This window comes from Chitinophaga sp. HK235, assembly GCF_018255755.1.
GTDB lineage: Bacteria > Bacteroidota > Bacteroidia > Chitinophagales > Chitinophagaceae > Chitinophaga.
Map to the genome: position 1 here is coordinate 6,270,562 of NZ_CP073766.1, position 18,090 is coordinate 6,288,651.

General features: G+C 46.4%; 22 protein-coding genes. 14 read left to right on the plus strand and 8 right to left on the minus strand.

The window, feature by feature from the left end; all coding sequences use genetic code 11:
- Positions 1-161: 161 nt before the first annotated feature.
- The 3 genes from KD145_RS23830 to mraZ all read right to left on the minus strand — a co-directional run bounded on the left by KD145_RS23830 (position 162) and on the right by mraZ (position 2,035).
- Positions 162-542, minus strand: coding sequence for an FtsL-like putative cell division protein (locus KD145_RS23830; protein WP_212002303.1), 381 nt, complete (start codon positions 540-542; stop codon positions 162-164).
- 103 nt (positions 543-645) lie between these two features.
- A complete protein-coding gene (gene rsmH / locus KD145_RS23835; RefSeq protein ID WP_212002304.1) occupies positions 646-1,557 on the minus strand; it encodes a 16S rRNA (cytosine(1402)-N(4))-methyltransferase RsmH in 912 nt (303 codons plus the stop codon).
- Positions 1,558-1,567: 10 nt separating this feature from the next.
- Positions 1,568-2,035, minus strand: a complete 468-nt coding sequence (gene mraZ / locus KD145_RS23840; RefSeq protein ID WP_212002305.1) for a division/cell wall cluster transcriptional repressor MraZ — start codon at positions 2,033-2,035, stop codon at positions 1,568-1,570.
- Between the two features lie 511 nt (positions 2,036-2,546).
- Between mraZ and KD145_RS23845 the strand changes: the two genes are divergently transcribed.
- From KD145_RS23845 to KD145_RS23895, 11 genes are all read left to right on the plus strand, one after another.
- Positions 2,547-3,380 carry an outer membrane protein assembly factor BamD gene (locus KD145_RS23845; protein WP_212002306.1) on the plus strand — a complete coding sequence of 278 codons (834 nt, stop codon included), beginning with the start codon at positions 2,547-2,549 and terminating at the stop codon, positions 3,378-3,380.
- Positions 3,349-3,690 (plus strand): DNA-directed RNA polymerase subunit omega, encoded by a 342-nt coding sequence (locus tag KD145_RS23850; protein WP_113615248.1) that lies wholly within the window; start codon positions 3,349-3,351, stop codon positions 3,688-3,690. The genes KD145_RS23845 and KD145_RS23850 overlap by 32 nt, the downstream gene beginning before the upstream one ends.
- Positions 3,691-3,794: 104 nt before the next feature.
- Positions 3,795-5,003, plus strand: a complete 1,209-nt coding sequence (coaBC, locus tag KD145_RS23855) for a bifunctional phosphopantothenoylcysteine decarboxylase/phosphopantothenate--cysteine ligase CoaBC (RefSeq protein ID WP_212002307.1) — start codon at positions 3,795-3,797, stop codon at positions 5,001-5,003.
- On the plus strand, positions 4,996-5,922 hold the full coding sequence (locus KD145_RS23860; RefSeq protein WP_212002308.1) for a DUF4835 family protein: 927 nt from the start codon (positions 4,996-4,998) through the stop codon (positions 5,920-5,922). The genes coaBC and KD145_RS23860 overlap by 8 nt, the downstream gene beginning before the upstream one ends.
- A gap of 40 nt (positions 5,923-5,962) precedes the next feature.
- Positions 5,963-6,442, plus strand: a complete 480-nt coding sequence (locus tag KD145_RS23865) for a DUF4296 domain-containing protein (RefSeq protein ID WP_212002310.1) — start codon at positions 5,963-5,965, stop codon at positions 6,440-6,442.
- Between the two features lie 21 nt (positions 6,443-6,463).
- Positions 6,464-7,156, plus strand: coding sequence for a CoA transferase subunit A (locus KD145_RS23870; RefSeq protein ID WP_212002312.1), 693 nt, complete (start codon positions 6,464-6,466; stop codon positions 7,154-7,156).
- Positions 7,157-7,199: 43 nt separating this feature from the next.
- A complete protein-coding gene (locus KD145_RS23875; RefSeq protein ID WP_212002314.1) occupies positions 7,200-7,856 on the plus strand; it encodes a 3-oxoacid CoA-transferase subunit B in 657 nt (218 codons plus the stop codon).
- A gap of 164 nt (positions 7,857-8,020) precedes the next feature.
- Positions 8,021-8,470: a hypothetical protein gene (locus tag KD145_RS23880; protein WP_212002316.1), complete on the plus strand. Its 450-nt coding sequence runs from the start codon at positions 8,021-8,023 to the stop codon at positions 8,468-8,470.
- Positions 8,451-9,074: a hypothetical protein gene (locus tag KD145_RS23885; protein WP_212002318.1), complete on the plus strand. Its 624-nt coding sequence runs from the start codon at positions 8,451-8,453 to the stop codon at positions 9,072-9,074. Before KD145_RS23880 ends, KD145_RS23885 begins: the two co-directional genes overlap by 20 nt.
- Positions 9,075-9,317: 243 nt before the next feature.
- Complete coding sequence (locus tag KD145_RS23890) at positions 9,318-10,157, plus strand: aminotransferase class IV (protein ID WP_212002320.1); 840 nt, start codon at positions 9,318-9,320, stop codon at positions 10,155-10,157.
- Positions 10,158-10,245: 88 nt separating this feature from the next.
- Complete coding sequence (locus KD145_RS23895) at positions 10,246-11,550, plus strand: deoxyribodipyrimidine photo-lyase (protein ID WP_212002322.1); 1,305 nt, start codon at positions 10,246-10,248, stop codon at positions 11,548-11,550.
- A gap of 73 nt (positions 11,551-11,623) precedes the next feature.
- Here KD145_RS23895 and KD145_RS23900 read toward each other — a convergent pair whose 3' ends face one another.
- A complete protein-coding gene (locus tag KD145_RS23900; protein ID WP_212002325.1) occupies positions 11,624-12,427 on the minus strand; it encodes a 1,4-dihydroxy-6-naphthoate synthase in 804 nt (267 codons plus the stop codon).
- A gap of 21 nt (positions 12,428-12,448) precedes the next feature.
- Positions 12,449-13,135, minus strand: a complete 687-nt coding sequence (mqnB, locus tag KD145_RS23905; RefSeq protein WP_212002327.1) for a futalosine hydrolase — start codon at positions 13,133-13,135, stop codon at positions 12,449-12,451.
- 115 nt (positions 13,136-13,250) lie between these two features.
- Here mqnB and KD145_RS23910 point away from each other — a divergent pair, with 115 nt between their 5' ends.
- The 3 genes from KD145_RS23910 to fabD all read left to right on the plus strand — a co-directional run bounded on the left by KD145_RS23910 (position 13,251) and on the right by fabD (position 15,397).
- Positions 13,251-13,664 (plus strand): 6-carboxytetrahydropterin synthase, encoded by a 414-nt coding sequence (locus KD145_RS23910; protein WP_212002329.1) that lies wholly within the window; start codon positions 13,251-13,253, stop codon positions 13,662-13,664.
- A gap of 80 nt (positions 13,665-13,744) precedes the next feature.
- The gene (folE, locus tag KD145_RS23915) at positions 13,745-14,332 is read left to right on the plus strand and encodes a GTP cyclohydrolase I FolE (RefSeq protein ID WP_113615237.1); all 588 of its coding nucleotides are present in this window, start codon (positions 13,745-13,747) and stop codon (positions 14,330-14,332) included.
- A gap of 174 nt (positions 14,333-14,506) precedes the next feature.
- Complete coding sequence (gene fabD, locus KD145_RS23920; protein WP_212002331.1) at positions 14,507-15,397, plus strand: ACP S-malonyltransferase; 891 nt, start codon at positions 14,507-14,509, stop codon at positions 15,395-15,397.
- A gap of 101 nt (positions 15,398-15,498) precedes the next feature.
- Here fabD and KD145_RS23925 read toward each other — a convergent pair whose 3' ends face one another.
- The 3 genes from KD145_RS23925 to KD145_RS23935 form a co-directional block, all read right to left on the minus strand.
- Positions 15,499-16,350 carry a GNAT family N-acetyltransferase gene (locus KD145_RS23925; RefSeq protein WP_212002333.1) on the minus strand — a complete coding sequence of 284 codons (852 nt, stop codon included), beginning with the start codon at positions 16,348-16,350 and terminating at the stop codon, positions 15,499-15,501.
- 73 nt (positions 16,351-16,423) lie between these two features.
- Complete coding sequence (locus KD145_RS23930; protein WP_212002335.1) at positions 16,424-16,891, minus strand: GNAT family N-acetyltransferase; 468 nt, start codon at positions 16,889-16,891, stop codon at positions 16,424-16,426.
- A gap of 12 nt (positions 16,892-16,903) precedes the next feature.
- Positions 16,904-18,040, minus strand: coding sequence for a serine hydrolase (locus KD145_RS23935; protein ID WP_212002336.1), 1,137 nt, complete (start codon positions 18,038-18,040; stop codon positions 16,904-16,906).
- Between the last annotated feature and the right edge of the window lie 50 nt (positions 18,041-18,090).

The window sequence follows — 18,090 nt, forward strand, 5'->3', positions numbered from 1 at the left end:
CCGGGATAGCGACTAAGGGCTAAAAGCTAAGGGCTAAGTGCTATAAATAGATACCTGACGCTGGCTGCGATTTATATGAGATGCTTGCCAATTAATTGATTTACCAGCATTCCCGTTCTGTTTAGATATCAGGCGGGCAGCATCAGGTACCAGTATTAAAGTCATTTTTCGTTTTCTTTTGTCAGTATAATTTTCTGCGGAGGGGAACTGAGTTGTTTGAGGCCCAGTTGCTCTACGGATTTGCTGACTTCACTCATTTTACTGCGAAACATGAGCTCACTTTTCACATTGATGTATTCCCACTTCAGCTCTTTGATTTCTTTGCCAAGTTGATTAATCCGGCGTATTTTTTTTTCAGCGAGGTGACTGTTGGCGATATAGATCAACGCCAGTACGGACAGAAAACCGATATAGGGCATGTTTTGCACCAACATTTTATAGTTGATGCGCAGCCGCCATTCTTTTTTCGGTTCCTGAGCCGGAGCGGGTGAGGCTTCGGCTGGTTCTTCCTGGTATGTTTCTATAACTTCTTCCTGCAACACGTGCTATGCCTTTTTAAAAAATTGACAATATAAAATTGAAAGCAAATCACAACAGATGTGTATAGGATAGGATAGGATCTTGATGATACGGCGTAAGGCAGTATCAAGCTGTTTTTTCGGCTACCCGCAGTTTTGCGCTTCTCGATCTGCTGTTTAGTTTCAGTTCAGCATCGCTGGCGGTCACCGGTTTTTTTGTGATTAATCTGAACAATTTAGGGGGTGTTTCCTTTCCAAACGGATCTTCTGGTGCTTCCTCGAAACTGCCTGTCTTCATAAAGTTTTTAACCAGCCTGTCTTCCAGCGAGTGGAAGGTAATGATGGCCACGCGGCCACCTGGTTTCAATACACTGGCGGACTGTGTGAGCAAATCTTTTAAAGCGCCCAGTTCATCATTAACGGCTATACGCAAAGCCTGGAACACCTGTGCCAGATATTTTTGCGGGTTGCCTTTTACAATAGGCTGGATCACGGATTTGAATTCCGTGATAGTACGCATGGGGTGTGTTTTTCTTTGCCGTACAATGGTTTGTGCCAGGGTTTTGGCATTGGTAACTTCGCCGTATTCCTGAAAGATCAGCTGTAACCTTGCTTCGCCCCAGGTAGCCAGAATCTGTGCTGCCGTGAGGGCTGTTCTCGTATCCATTCGCATGTCCAGGTCGCCGTTGAAGCGAATACTGAATCCTCTTTCGGCAGTATCAAACTGGTGTGATGATACGCCCAGATCTGCCAGTACTCCGTCTACCTGTTCTGCTTTGTGAAGTTTCAGAAAACGTTGCAGGTGCCGGAAATTTTGTTGTACAAATGTTACACGTTCGTCTATGATCCTGTTACGATACGCATCTTCATCCTGATCAAATACAATCAGTCGTCCTTTTTCGCCCAGTTTCTCCAGTATGGCCCGGGAATGTCCTCCGCCTCCAAACGTAGCGTCTACATACGTCCCTTCGGGATTGATATGCAGCAACTCCGTTGTTTCCTGCAGCAGAACGGGTAGGTGATATTGTTGTTCGCCCATATGCTCCAGTTTAAATTGAAATATTGTTGTCTCCTCCTCCCATTACCTGTTGAGCCAGATCACTGAAGGCCCCTGGTGAGAAATTTTCAAAGAACTCCTGGTATTTACCTTTATCCCAGATCTCGATTTTATTGGATGCTGCTGCCAGCACAATATCTTTTTCCATATTCGCATACGACAGCAGGTTTTTCGGTACCAGCAGTCTTCCTGCGCTATCCAGCTCCAGAATGGTTGCCCCGTTGAGGAAGTAGCGCCTAAATTCCCTTACTTTCGGGTCAAAGTCGTTCAGCTTGCTGACACGTTCGAAAATGGGCTGCCACTCATTCATGGGATACAATGACAAGCATTTTTCAAAGCCGCGATTGATGACAAACTGACCTCCTGCCTCTGCTGCCAGCTGCTTTTTGAAGCCAGCAGGCAGTAGAAAACGTCCTTTGGCGTCTAGCGTAGCCTCATATTCGCCTAGAAAACCTGTCATACCATGGGGCAAAGTACTTGAAAAACCATTTTCTAACACAAAATAACACTTTTTCCCACTTTTTAACGAAAAAATACTTTATAAATTTTTTCCACAGGAATAGAATGGCCAAGGTACAGGGTTTAGCCCTGCTTTGTGCACCGGTTTTAGGATGTGGATGTGAAAATATGTGGATAATAGATATTTATATGTTAATAACCTGTTTATAACTGGTAAAAAACACGCCCGTATTGCCATTGCGGATCTACGGTTGACTGCGGTATTTCGTCAGTGCCGAAAGAAAAATTTATTTTACAGATAGGGTTTTGTTTTAATTTGAATAGCTCTTTTTACCTTTTTTTGATGGTTATCCCGCCATTTTTTATTTTCGGCAGCCAAAGGCAAAATAGGTCCCTTACCAGAGAAAATACCCTGTTTCAGCGACTTAACTGCCTCTTTTGCAAAATTTTAACAGCAATGAAAATCTCTTCGCCTTACATTTACATTTAATTCTTAACTTTGCGACTCTTTTATGCGGAAATTTTTATTGTATAGCAGTTTTCTTGCACTTATCGTTGTAGCTTCTTCCTGTAATAATGAATTGAGGAGGATAGAAAAAAGCAACAACTTCGAAAAGAAGCTGGCTTATGCAGATAAGCTGTACCAGAAGAAAAAATACAATACAGCACAAACGCTCTATCAGGATCTTCTACAGGTGTATAAAGGCACTGAGAAGTTTGAAGGCCTGTATTACAATTACGCATATTGTTCCTATTACGTTAAGGACTATGTACAGGCAGCTTTCCACTTTAAAAACTACCTGGACGTATTCCCCAACAGCCCCAGAGCGGTAGAAATTGACTATATGCAGGCTTATTGCTATTACAAGCAGTCGCCCAAGGTATCACTGGATCAGACCAATACCATGAAGGCCATTGCCCAGATGCAAACCTTCATCAACAACTACCCCCAATCGGAAAAAGTGGCAGAAGCCAATCTAGTGGTTGAGCTTTGCCGCCGTAAACTGGAAAAAAAGGAATTTAACAGCGCTGAACTGTACTATAACCTCGGTTTTTATAAAGCTGCCGGTATTGCCTTCAAAAACCTGATGCGCAATTACCCCGACTCCGATAAAAGCGACGGTTACAAAATAATGGCCATCCGGGCTTACTACAATTACGCTAAAAACAGTGTGGAAGAAAAACAGAAGGAACGCTACGAGACCGTTATCAGCGAATACCTCGACTTCGCAGACCACTACCCTAACAGCAAATTGAAGGTGGATGCAGAAAAATTTTATACCTTAGCGCAAAATAATATTAAATCACTGGAAAATGAGCAAAATAAAGAGAAGTCTAACCAGTAGTCTTAATCCCTGGGTAGAAACCAAAAATACTACCGATATTAAGAACCGGACCGGTAATTTATATGAGTCTATTGCCGTGATAGCCAAACGCGCCAATCAGATCAATATTTCCGTGAAAGAGGAGCTCCATTCCAAGCTGGAAGAGTTTGCCAGTCATACTGACAACCTCGAAGAAGTTCATGAAAACAAGGAGCAGATTGAGATTTCCCGCTTTTACGAAAGAATGGCGAATCCAGCTATCCAGGCTACCCAGGAATTCCTGGACAGCAAAATTTATTTCCGCAAGAACGACGACGATCTGTTCAGCTAATCCGCCACACTTTATTTAGTGAGGTGCATGATTGCGAAAAATAAAAATATTAATTTCATGGCGGCAGAATCTTTTCTGCCGCTTTTTTTATGGACGATATCAAGATGCTACAAGGAAAAAAAATCCTCCTGGGCGTGTCTGGCAGCATTGCCGCCTATAAAGCTGCTACCCTCACCCGTCTCCTGGTGAAGGAAGGGGCCATCGTAAAAGTGATCATGACGCCTGCCGCGGCCGACTTCATCACTCCGCTCACCCTCGCCACCCTGTCTAAAAATGAAGTGCCGCTCCATATCAGCGACCATAACAGCTGGAACAACCACGTGATGCTGGGCCGCTGGGCCGATGTAATGCTCATCGCCCCCGCCTCCGCCAACACCATCGCCAAAATGGCTAATGGCCTGTGCGACAACCTCCTGCTGGCCACCTACCTCTCCGCCACCTGCCCGGTGCTGTTTGCCCCGGCCATGGACGAAGACATGTGGAAACATCCCGCTACCCGCCAGAATATAGCCCGCCTCCAGCAATACGGCCACCAGCAGATCCCCGTCACCGCCGGTGAACTGGCCAGCGGTCTTATCGGAGAAGGACGTATGGCCGAACCGGAAAATATCGTGGCCCTGCTACGCCGCCATTTCAGCGTAGCCGCCAGCGCCCGTAAACCGCTCGACGGCAAAATAGCCGTGGTAACCGCCGGTCCTACCATTGAACACATCGATCCTGTAAGATATATCAGCAACCACTCCAGTGGTAAAATGGGCATCGCCATCGCGGAAGCCCTCGCCGATGCCGGCGCTCAGGTGAAACTGGTGCTGGGACCCACCAACCTCACCACCCACCACAATGGTATTGATATCATCCCGGTACAATCCGCAGAAGACATGTTCCGCAGCGTGATTGCAGTATATCCACTGTCGGATATCGTGGTGGCCGCCGCCGCCGTGGCTGATTACCGCCCGGTTCAGATAGCGGATAAAAAAATCAAAAAAGGAGAAGATAAGTTTAGCATCTCCCTGGAAAAAACACATGACATACTCCGCACCCTGGGAAATAATAAAGGTCCCCAGCAACTGCTGGTAGGCTTCTCCCTGGAAACAAACAACGAAAGGGAGTATGCACTCAAAAAACTGCGTGATAAAAACCTCGATATGATCGTGATGAACTCCCTCGCCGATCCCGGCGCCGGTTTCAATCATGATACCAACAAGGTAACCCTGTTTGACAACAGAGGAAAAGAACGTGATATTCCCCTCAAATCCAAACAGGAAGTAGCCAGAGATATTGTTTCAGCTATAATTGAACTGCAACATGCGTAACCGTTTCCCGTTCATCCTGCTGCTGGCAGGCATCTTCGTTTTAATGGCCAACTGCCTGCAGGCGCAGGAGATCAGGGCCAATGTCACCGTAGTGGCTAACCAGGTACAGGGTGTGGACAGGAAAGTGTTCACCACGCTGCAAAATGCACTGAAGGAATTCCTCAACAACCGTCACTGGTCTGATGACGTCTTCACACCGGCAGAAAGGATAGAATGTAACTTCCTGCTCAATGTGACAGGCGTACAGGGAGAAAACACCTACAAGGCCTCCCTTACCATACAGGCCACCCGCCCGGTGTACAACAGCGGTTATGTGACCAGCCTGCTCAATACCCAGGATAACAACGTAGTGTTCCGGTATGCTGAGTTCCAGCCACTGGAATTCAGCGACAGCAGGGTAGTAGGCAACGATCCGATGGCCTCCAATCTTACTGCTATCATGGCCTATTATGTGAATATCATCCTGGGCCTGGACTATGACTCCTTCTCTCCCCGTGGCGGCGATATGTATTTCAAAAAGGCGCTCAATATTGTGAATAACGCGCCCGACGGAAAAGATATCTCCGGCTGGAAGGCTTTTGAGGGTAACCGTAACCGTTACTGGCTGCAGGACAACCTGCTGAACGCCAAGTTCCTTAACTTTCACGATGTGATGTACCAGTACCACCGTAACGGACTGGACGTGATGTATGATGATGTGAATAAGGGCCGCGCTGCTATTATGAACTGCCTCAACCTGTTGTATACCATCTACCAGGATGTGCCCAACTCTATGCTGATGCAAACATTTTACGCTGCCAAAGCCGATGAACTGCAGAAGATATTTTCGAAAGCGATGCCACAGGAGAAAAGCAGGGCTGCTGAACTGCTGGCCCAGATGGACGTGCCCAATGCACAGAAATATCAGCAGATGAAATAACAGTCCGGCTATCCACCGGACATCCAATTTTTATAGAAGAATGAACAACAGTTTTAAAGCGCTCATTACAGGATTAATAATATTGACGGCATCATGCGGCGAGCCAGGCAACGTGCCCAAACAATATATAGGGAAAGAAGAAATGAGCAGGATACTGGTAGATATGACCCTGGCAGATGCCTATGGCAACGAAGTAAGTGCAGAGACACTGCGGTTGCCCGACTCCCTGCGTCAGGAAAAAATAAAGATCCTCTATAAGCAGGTACTGGACCTGCACCATGTATCTGTAAAGGATTTCATGAAAAGCTACAACTGGTATGAAATGCATCCCGACAGGCTGAAGGATGTTTATGAAAAAGTACAGGCCAACATCGATATGCGAAGAAACAAACTGGGTAACCCCACTGATGAAAACGCACCGGTGATGTTCCGCCTGAAGGGCTTTTTCCCTCATGCCGACAAAGCTTTCCTGGTGCCCGTTTCCGATACAGTGCGGCCTTTTATCAAACGACAGCCATAGATCAATATAAAACACCAAAACATGAACAAAGTAGTAGCAAATGCAGACGAAGCCATACAGGACATCCGGGATGGCGCAGTGATCATGCTGGGAGGGTTTGGTTTGTGTGGAATACCGGAAAACAGTATCGCAGCGCTGGTCAGAAAAGGAGTGAAAGACCTGACTTGTATCTCCAACAATGCAGGCGTAGACGATTTCGGTCTGGGAATGCTGTTGAAAACCCGTCAGATCCGCAAAATGATGTCGTCTTATGTAGGCGAAAACGCCGAATTTGAAAGACAGCTGCTGGCCGGAGAACTGGAAGTCGACCTCATCCCACAAGGTACATTAGCCACCCGCATTCAGATGGCCGGTATGGGCATCCCCGCCTTTTTTACACCTGCCGGTTACGGCACTGAAATCGCTGAAGGAAAAGAAACCCGTGAATTCAATGGTAAGCACTATCTCATGGAGATGGCCCTGCATGCCGATTTCGCCATCGTAAAAGCCTGGAAAGGGGATACGCTGGGCAACCTCCAGTTCCGGAAAACAACCCGCAATTTCAGCACCTCCATGGCCAAAGCAGGGCAGATCACCATCGCAGAGGTGGAAGAGCTGGTACAGCCGGGACAACTCGATCCGGACCATATCCACGTACCCAGCATCTACGTGCACCGCATCTTTGCCGGCACGAATTATGAAAAACGGATAGAACGCAGGACCGTAAAGATCTAGCCTGCGACTGCCCCATTATTCCACTTTCCAAAATCAGTAATTTATGCCTCTCGATAAATTTGGCATCGCCAAAAGAATAGCAAAGGAGTTAAAGGACGGTATGTATGTTAACCTGGGCATTGGCATTCCTACGCTGGTAGCCAACTACATCCCTGCCGGCATGTCCATCATGCTGCAGTCTGAAAACGGTATGCTGGGCATGGGCCCCTATCCGGTTGCGGAAGATATTGACGCTGACCTCATCAATGCTGGTAAAGAAACCGTTACCCTCCTGTCTGGTGGCAGCTTCTTTGACTCCGCCGAAAGTTTTGGCATGATCCGCGCAGGTAAAGTAGACCTCACCGTGCTGGGCGCCATGGAAGTGTCTGACAACGGTGATATCGCCAACTGGAAAATACCCGGTAAAATGGTGAAAGGCATGGGCGGCGCCATGGACCTGGTAGCATCCGCCAAAAATATTATCGTGGCCATGATGCATACCAATCCCAAAGGTGAAAGCAAACTGCTGCCAGCCTGTACATTACCCCTCACCGGTGTGAACTGTGTGCGCAGAATCGTTACCGAACTGGCTGTCCTCGATGTAACACCGCAGGGTTTCCGCTTGCTGGAACGCGCTGCTGATGTTAGTGTTGAGGAGATTAAAGCCAAAACAGCCGGAAGATTAATTGTAGAAGGTGAAATAGGCGTCATAGAACTGTGATGAATTTTGATAATAACTGATGTTCCTGATAAGCGAAGATCAGTGCGAATAAAGAGAAAGCCCCGCTTGATAAATTCAAGTGGGGCTTCTCTTTTCCGGATTTATATTTACGCTTGTTTTTACTTAACTAATAAACACTGCCAGCAAAAAACAGTACTACATCTATGAAAAAGATTCTATTCTGTACATCAGCACTTGTGTTGCTGATTCATTCCCTTAAAGGACAAAATCTGCAAGCAGTAACAGATACCGGCAACAGCACCAGCAATCTGGTACGTGTCGAGGGGGTGAATAATATTCCAGGTACCGGCGCCGGGCTTGAATTATATTACACTAACGGTCAGGGCTATATTCAAAGCCGTAACAGAACAGGCAACGTTAATACTGTTTTAAACCTGGCCGGATCATTGATCAATACAACGTCCCGCACGCTGATCAACTTTGCACAGGATGACGGCTCAACAGCATTACAGGTGAATGGTGGAATTAAAACCAACGGTGCTTCCTATCGGGCCTTCACAGCAAATACCACCTATGGCTATGCCACTATTGATCTGACGGATAATAATAACAGGCGCGTATTTATGGGATACAATGCAGCCCCCCACTACTAATAGTTATGCCACATTTGGAGTTGTAGATGATAACGGCGTGGAAAGAGGATTATATATGCAGCGGGCATCAGGATATGTAGGTATTGGAACAACAACCCCACAACGGCCGCTGGATGTAGCCGGGCCTATACGTATATCTTCAGATAATAATGCTGTCATAGATTTTTCAAATTCCACAGATAACCAGATATGGTTTAACAAGGCCGATACGAGTCTCAATTTCAAAGCAGGTGGTGTCGAGAGATTCGTTGTTTTAGGAAATGGTAACGTTGGTGTTGGTACGCTCCATCCTCAGTCCAAATTAGCTGTAGCCGGTATTATCACCGCTCAGCGGGTAAGAGTAACATTATCTGATTGGTCTGATTTTGTATTTCATGAGGATTATCAATTACCAACATTACAGGATATTGAAAAATACGTTATTGAACATAAACATCTACCTGATATTCCTTCTGCTGAAGAAGTTAAAAAAGACGGTATAGAGTTGGGGGAGATGAATAAAAAACTACTTCAGAAAATTGAAGAACTGACTTTACATCTTATCCGCCAACAGAAAGAAATAGATTCACTGAAAGAATGGAAGAAGGGAGTAGAAGGGAAATAAGATCAGCTTGCCTGCTACATTATTATTACAGCTGGATGATGAACGGAGCGATGGCAGCGTGCTGAGCACTTGGTCGGGCCCATCAGATGGATGGTTTTGTGGGTATTCGTTTTGGTGGACTGTGTAAATAAGCGCAATTAAATTTAACATTTCCTTGGTGGCTGACCATGAAGGTCAGCCACATCCATGTGGTCAAAATCACAAAATAATTGGGTAACTTACACTTTGCTAAACACAGTTCGAGTGCAAGTTGGTTTTCTTTGTTACAATGGTAAATATTTCCCCGCTGGAGACCCGATCCTTACGGCAGACAACCGCTCTTTCCGCTACGGGGATGGATGTTTTGAAACCCTGCGAGTATATCAGGGGAAAGTATTGCTGAGCGACTTACATTTTGAGCGCTTAATGGCCAGTCTTAACCTGTTGCATTTTGATGTTCCTCCTTACTTTAACAAGGATTTTTTCATCACACAGATACTGGATCTGTGCCATAAAAATAGTCATACCGATATTGCCCGTGTCAGGTTTTCTGTATTCCGCTCAGAAGGCGGATTATATGAGCCTGTTAATAATACTCTCAACTATATAATCCAGGTATGGGAACTGAACAAATCAGTTCTTGAACTCAATGAAGTGGGCCTGGTACTGGATGTATTTCCGGATGCCAGAAAAAGCAGCGATAAATTTTCCTCCATTAAATCCAATAACTGCCTGCCATACGTGATGGCCGCCATGTACGCCAAACAACATCGCATCAACGAAGTGGTGTTGCTTAATCAATACGGCCGTGTTGCAGACAGTACCATTGCTAATGTATTTATTGTGCATCATAATACGATCTACACACCTCCACTCTCGGAAGGTGCTGTATGTGGTGTGATGCGCAAACATCTGCTGAAGACAGAGCTTCCTTTTAAAATAGAGGAAAAGCCATTGACGGTGGAAGATCTGGAAAATGCGGATGAAATTTTTTTAACAAACGCAGTCCAGGGCATCCGCTGGGTAGGCGTTTTCCGCGATAGTAGCTATGGGAATGCAACAGCTGCCATACTACATGAAGTACTGTTCGACGGAAAATTATAACCAGCGATGTAATGGTGTGAAAGGGAGTAAAGAACGCTAAAGAAGCGGCTTTGCTCCCTTTTTCAGCTCTGCGTGATAAATTTGATGCATGGCTCCAAAAATCAATCTCTGCTGGTTCCGCCGTGATCTCCGCCTGAATGACCAGGCTGCTTTGTATCACGCATTGAAAGACAACAATCCGGTGGTGCCCGTGTTTGTATTTGATACCAATATTCTGAATGATCTGGAAGATAAACACGACCGCCGGGTGACGTTTATTCATGACGTGCTGGAAGATATACAAAGACAACTGGTTGCCAAAGGAACAACCCTTGATGTATTCTATGGTACACCTGAAGACGCTTTCCTGCACTGGACTTCCCGCTATCAGGTAGAAAAGGTGTTTGCCACCAGTGATTACGAACCTTATGCCCGGAAACGGGATGCAGATGTGGCTGCATGGCTGCATAAAAAGAAGATCTCCTTTCACTGTTATAAAGACCAGGTAATATTTGAAAAGTCTGAAGTAGTGAAAGATAACGGTGACCCGTATACGATTTTTACACCTTACAGCAAACGTTGGCTGGCTACACTAAAACCGTTTTATCTGAAGCCATATCCGGTGGAAAAATATGAAGGCAACTGGTACCAACAGCGGCCATTAAAGTTACCATCACTGGCCATGATGGGTTTTAAAGCCGGAAAGAAAGACTTTCCCTCCAAAGAATTTCCGGAAAGCATTATCACACATTATGATCAGACCCGTGATTTTCCGGCGCTGGCAGGCACTTCCGGATTAGGTGTACACCTGCGCTTTGGTACGGTGAGCATTCGCGAGCTGATGCAGCGGGCGATGCAACTCAATCAAACATTTGCAAAGGAACTGATCTGGCGTGATTTTTTTCAGATGATACTCTGGCATTTCCCGCAGGTGGCAGGGGCTTCTTTCCGGAAAGAATATGATAATATCCGCTGGCGTAATAATGGAGCGGAGTTTGAGCATTGGTGTGTGGGGCAGACAGGTTATCCGATTGTAGATGCTGGTATGCGGGAACTGAATGCCACGGGGCATATGCATAACCGTGTGCGGATGATCACTGCCAGTTTTCTGACCAAACATCTGTTGATCGACTGGCGCTGGGGAGAAGCTTATTTTGCAGCCAAACTGCTGGATTATGACCTGGCTTCAAATAACGGAAACTGGCAATGGGCGGCTGGTTGCGGTTGTGATGCTGTTCCTTATTTCAGGGTATTTAACCCCGCCTTACAAACAAAGAAATTTGATAAAGACTTGCAGTATATCCGCCGTTGGGTACCTGAATTTGAAGACTCCTCTTATGTACCTCCCATTGTATCGCATGAGGAAGCGCGTAAGCGTGCTATTGCGGTTTACAGCCAGGCAGTGAAACATTAGTTTTATCTAAAAACAAAGACGCGGAGATGTACATCATCTCCGCGTCTTTGTTTTTAATATTGTTACTTCCCGATTAGTGCGTTGGTCTAACACGATTAGCTGCTTCCATAAGCGCTTCTACTGCTGCTCTGCCTTCAGTGCCGAGGTCTAGGCTGTAGTCGTTCACATAGAGATCGATATGCTGGCGCATCACCTGTTCATCCATTTCCTGTGCATGTGATTTGATATAATCAGATAGATGAGGGTATTCACTGTAGGCATGCTGCAGGCTTTTGTGGATGAGGGCATCTACTTTGGCGCGGGTTTCGGCCGGAATATCCTTACGGATGAATATACCGCCCAATGGGATAGGGTTACCGGTGGTGGATTCCCAGTATTCTCCCATGTCCATGAGTTTAACGAGTCCTTTGAGCTGGTAGGTGAATCTGTTTTCGTGTATGATCACGCCGGCATCTACGTCGCCATTGAGGACAGCGTTTTCTATTTCTGAAAAGAGCATGACCTGTTTGTTTTTGGCTTCCGGGAAAGCGATGGAGAACAGCAGGTTGGCCGTGGTGTTTTCACCGGGGATGGCTATTTTCAGGTTTTTGATTTCTTCTTTTGGAATATCTTTTCTGGCGATCAGCAGTGGGCCACAGCCTCGGCCCAGGGCGCTGCCGCTGTTGAGCAGGTCATACTGGTCCCTGACTTTCAGGTATACGGCAAAACTCAGTTTGGTAACCGGTAATTTCCCTTCCAGAGCCCAGCGGTTGAGTGTTTCCACATCTTCCAGTTGGGTATCGAATGTAAAGCCTTCCGTATCGATCTTATTGTTAACCAGTGCGTCGAAGATAAAAGTATCATTCGGGCAGGGCGAGAAACCTAATGATAAATGCATATACTTTGAAAATTTTATTTATTACGATAAGCTGGCCAGTGACTTAACGATTGAAATGAGTTCTTCATTCAATGTTTTCACGGACAGCGGAATATTCCATTTGCTCTTATCGCGTATTTCCACGTAGTTGGAGAGACTGCGTATCTGCAGGAAAGGTATTTTTTCGCTGAGGCACGCATAGTGGAAGGCGGCACCTTCCATGCTTTCTATGTCGGGCATATACTTGCTTTCGAGCCGGGTGATGCTGTGGGTGCTGCCGCTGACCATGTTAACGCTGGCGCTGGTTGCTTTGGGTAGCTGGGGAATGTAGGGCAGGCCGGCGAAGGTGTTGACCAGGGCGGTACCGGTGAAAGGTGGCTGGGAGGGCTGCCATAGCTGGATATCAAATAAATCCTTAAACTGTTCATTGTCTTCTGCGCCCAGGTCGGCCAGGTATTCGCGGTCTACCATTACGAGTGAGCCCAGCTCCCAATCGCGGCGGAAACTGCCGGCAATACCTGCCTGTACTGCGAAATCAGGGCGGTGAGTGGCCAGATGGCGGCCCAGGTGATAGGCAAAGGGCATCATACCGATACCTGCTACGAGAATTTGTATATCGCAGTTGGCAAGGCGGTACTGATGAGCTGACACAGTGTGGCTTTCACGGTCCAGAAAGTGCAGAAATGGCTGGACTTCCAGCGTGGTTGCAGCGGTAACCAATAATTTCATGCGGTAAAAGTACATCAAAAATGATGTTGTACAGTGTAAAACAATTGACAGGAATAAGGATAAACTTGGGACTACTCACAGAATAGTGGTATTTTTGCGAAAATTTTTTGCAATAATGATTTATTTAACGAGAGTAGAGAACTTTAATGCTGCGCATAAGTTGTCTAACCCGGGATGGAGCAAAGAAAAGAACGAGGAAGTATTCGGAAAATGTGCCAACGACAACTGGCATGGTCATAACTATGAACTGCATGTAACCGTAAAAGGTAATCCTGATCCAGAAACCGGATTTGTTTTTAATGCCAAAACACTGGGTGTGATCATCCGGGATTCGGTTATTGAAAAAGTGGACCACCGCAATCTTAATCTGGATGTGGATTTTATGGCAGGGAAGTTTACTTCTGCAGAAAATCTGGCTATCGCCATCTGGGAGCAGCTGGCCCCGCATCTTCCGGCTGAAGTGCAGTTACACTGCATCAAGTTGTACGAAACACCACGCATATACGTAGAATACTACGGCGGTAAATAAAACCCCACGCCTATCAGTATGAGTTGTGCAGCATGAAAGGTGCGGGCATCAGCATTTGGAATTGATTAAATCATATAAGAATGGCGTATACTAAGGTTGAAAGTTACGACGAAAAGATCACGTCCGGTCTTGTAAAGAACTATAAAGAATGCCTCGAACTGCTTGGAGAAGACTCTGAGAGAGAGGGGCTGCTGAAAACCCCGGAAAGAATGGCTAAAGCCATGCAGTTCCTTACACAAGGCTATCAGCAGGACGCCAGGGTAATCCTGAATGGTGCCAAATTCACTGAAGCCTATAGTGAAATGGTGATCGTAAAAGATATAGAATTGTATTCCATGTGTGAGCATCATATGTTGCCTTTCTTCGGAAAAGCGCACGTGGCTTACATTCCCAATGGCTATATCACTGGCCTGAGCAAGCTGGCCCGCGTAGTGGATGTTTATGCCCGCAGACTCCAGGTACAGGAAAGAATGACCCACCAGATCCTGGACGCTATCCAGGAAACCCTTGAACCACAAGGTGTAGCGGTGGTGATAGAAGCCCAACACCTTTGCATGATGATGCGTGGTGTATCCAAACAGAACTCTCTGACTACGACCTCCGCTTTCAGCGGCCAGTTTATGGATGGTACTACCAGAGCTGAGTTTATGAAACTTATTGGAAGATAAGCCCTTTCAAGGCCCTTGCAAAAATGGTTTAACCCGTTTGTGGTTAAACCATTTTTGTTTTAATGCTATTTTAGCGCAGTTTTGCAGAGACTTTTAATAAGTCATTGTTAAAATCTAATTGATTGTATATTTGAATTATTTCTATCTGATATTATAAATACAATATAAGCAACCATGAAGCATGCATATGTATTTCCCGGACAGGCGTCACAGTTTCCGGGTATGGGCAAAAACCTGTATGACACCAATGCAAAAGCAAAAGAATTATTTGAACAAGCTAATGAGATACTGGGTTTCCGCATCTCTGATATCATGTTCACCGGCACAGAAGAAGATCTGAAACAAACCAAAGTTACCCAGCCAGCGGTATTCCTGCATGCTGTTATCGCTTTCCTCTCCACCGAACATTCCCAGCCGGAAATGGTAGCGGGCCACTCTCTGGGTGAATTTTCCGCACTCGTTGCCAACGGTGTTTTATCTTTTGAAGAAGCGCTGCGTCTGGTAGCCATCAGGGCCAACGCCATGCAGAAAGCCTGCGAGCTGCAGCCTTCCACCATGGCTGTGATCCTGGCCATGGAAGATGCCAAAGTAGAAGAGATCTGCGCCAAAGTAGCCGCTGAAACCAATGAAGTGGTAGTGCCAGCCAACTACAACAGCCCTGGCCAGCTGGTGATCTCCGGTACCCTCAAAGCGGTGGAAACTGCCTGCGCAGAACTGAAAGCTGCCGGCGCTAAAAGAGCGATGATACTGCCGGTTGGTGGTGCATTCCACTCTCCGCTGATGGAATCTGCCAGAGAAGAACTGAAAGCTGCCATCGAAAAAGCTGCTTTCAACACACCTGCCTGCCCTGTATACCAGAACGTAGTAGCTGCTGCGGTAACAGATCCTGCACAGATCAAACAAAACCTCATCGACCAGCTGACCGGCCCGGTAAAATGGAGCCAGTCTGTATTGGCCATGGTAGCCGATGGCGCCGGTGAATTCACTGAAGTAGGCCCCGGTAAAGTGTTACAGGGACTGGTGCAGAAAATTGCAAAAGAAGTGACTGTAAACGGCATCAGCTAAATATTTATTGATTTACGGATTTATAAATTTGGGGATTTGATTGAAGCAGTAATCTTCGCTCCAATCAAATCCCCAAATTTATAAATCCGTAAATCAATAAATCAAATCTCCACAGCCATTTCATATTGCGATAGAAAATGCTGCAGTCCTGCCTGTTCGAGGAAAGCACCTATCTCCGGATTTTTTTCATCGATATTGATAATACTCATAGGGCCATCCAGTTCCTGTGCTACATACTGCAGCAAGGCATTGGCAATACCCTTGCGCCGGAATGCCGGATGTACTGCTATATTGCGGATACGCCTGCTCTCTTTGTTGACACTGATATAACCCACTACTTCTCCGTTAAACACTGCTTCCCAGGTGCTTGTAGCCGGACGTTCCCGTTGTATACTGCCAACCATATTGGACCAGCTGGGCTCCATATTCATAAAGGTGCTTAATATACTCCATTCCGGCGTGTTGTTCTCCCGGATGTTGATGCCCGGAGCCGTTTTGTGAACGGTTACAATGCCTTTATAACAACGGAAAACACGCACCTTATGAAAGCCGCTGCTGGTATAAGCCTTGATAGCCGGTAAGTTGGAACTGATCACTTCCAGCAGTATTTTCCGGATACCCTGTTGTTTGTAATACGGAATAAACTGTTCATACATTTTCTGAATCAGATGCTGGCCGCGGAAAGCAGGGATTACGCCGGTGCCACCGTTGTACAATACAGTAGGGTGTTCATTGTTATCTACGCCATGCAGGATAAAGGCACCCAACTCATTACCGTTGAAGGCTCCGATAGACCATGCCCGTTGTATATTTTCGGCTTTCATCTTTTGTTCCAGGATGGAAGGAGTGAGGTGCATCGGCACGATATAGTCGCTGAACGCTTCGTTGAAGGTACTGCTCAGGGTTTCTGTAGACGCTGTGCGTAAGTCGCGGAAATCGTGAAGAAAAATCATAGTAAAAATTGTATGTCATCAATATTAATGAGGATTGATGACATACAATGCAGGAATGTTATAAACGGAAAGATTATGATAACTCAATGCTGACATTGATCCATTCAGGATCAAATTTAGTAGCGTATTTTTTGTAGAAATTGATAGCCGGCGTATTCCATTCCAGTACCTGAAAGAGAATGCCGCTGAACTGTTTTTCCTTTGCTTCCACGATGAGCTGATCAAACAGTACTTTACCCACTCCTTTGCCACGCCATTTTTCGGTGACCAGAAGATCTTCGAGGTACATGCGACAACCTTTCCAGGTAGAATAACGAACATAATACAGGGCAAAACCCACGATCAGTTCTTTACCATCTTCCTGTGTGGTAGCTACAAATGCCTTCCATACCGGATTGGGGCCAAAGCCGGCTTCTTCGAAATGTGCCAGGCTAACCGTTACTTCCTGGGGTGCTTTTTCATATTCGGCCAGTTCATGGATCAGTTCCAGTAAACGACGGCAATCTTCTTTTCGTGCAACCCTTAACGTTATATCTTCCATAGTATTCAATAATTATGCAAGTGAATCGGCTAGTTGTTTCAGTAGCTCCGGCCACCAGTCAATATCTCCCCATTTTTTACCAAATCGCACAATCACAGCCTGCTTGCGGGGAGAGATATAAATCAGCTGGCCTTTTACGCCTAATGCAAAATAGTCAAAATTATGCGTATCCGTTTGGTATCCCCACCATAAGTATTTGTAATATCCATGCGGACTTCCGGCCCATTTGCACAGCGGGGGCACCATACGGGAAAGGTACTTAGTGGTATCTGCAGTGTGAATAGGAGCGCTGGTGGATTCCTGTAACCAGGATGCGGGAATGATCGTTTGACCGTTGCTTTGACCGTTTTGCAGACAGAGTTGTCCGAAGCGGGCGAAGTCGATGGCCAGGGCATTAAACCCACTTTCCATTTTGGCAAATCCGGAATGGCGGCTGTCCATACTCCAGGAGGCATCGGCTTCGGCACCGATATGCAGCCATACCTTTTCGCTGAAATAGGCCGGTACGGGCTGTCCGGTGGCTTTTTCCAGTATCATGCCCAGTAGCAGCAGGTTGTAGTTGTTGTAATGATAAATGTTTCCGGGTGTTTCTATGAGTCTGGCCCGGAGTGCCTGCTCACGCAGCCGCAGGCCATAATATACCCTGGCATCATCGGTCCAGGGAAACACGCCCTCTTTATATTCCAGCCCGGAACACATCTGCAGCAAGTGCGAGATGGTGATCTGGTCATATCCGGTTTTGTTGAAATCTGTAAGATAACGGGCTACGGGATCTTCTACGGAATGAATGGCACCTTCCGCAATAGCGATGCCGGTGAGCACAGAAGTCATGGATTTGGCCGCAGAGAAGGAGGTGTTGATGGAATCCCGCTGGTAGCCGTTGAAATACTGTTCGTATAATATTTTCCCGTGCTGCAGCACGATACAGGCGGTAGAACCGGTGGAGGCGAGCAGTTCGCTGAGCTGCCCTTCCCGGGGCTGGCCTCTGAATTTCCAGGAAACGGGATGCTGTGGCATTTTTTCCGGGGCCTGTACCAAAGGCAGGACAGTACCCCCTTTGGGGATGGAAGCATTGCTAAAACGCTTGTAGTCGTCGATCTTCGGGATGTTCCAGAACAGGCAGCGGCTGAGATAAGTGAGCATTTCCATGATATTTCAGGTTAGGGAATGCAAAGATCGCAAGGCAAAATGACAAACAA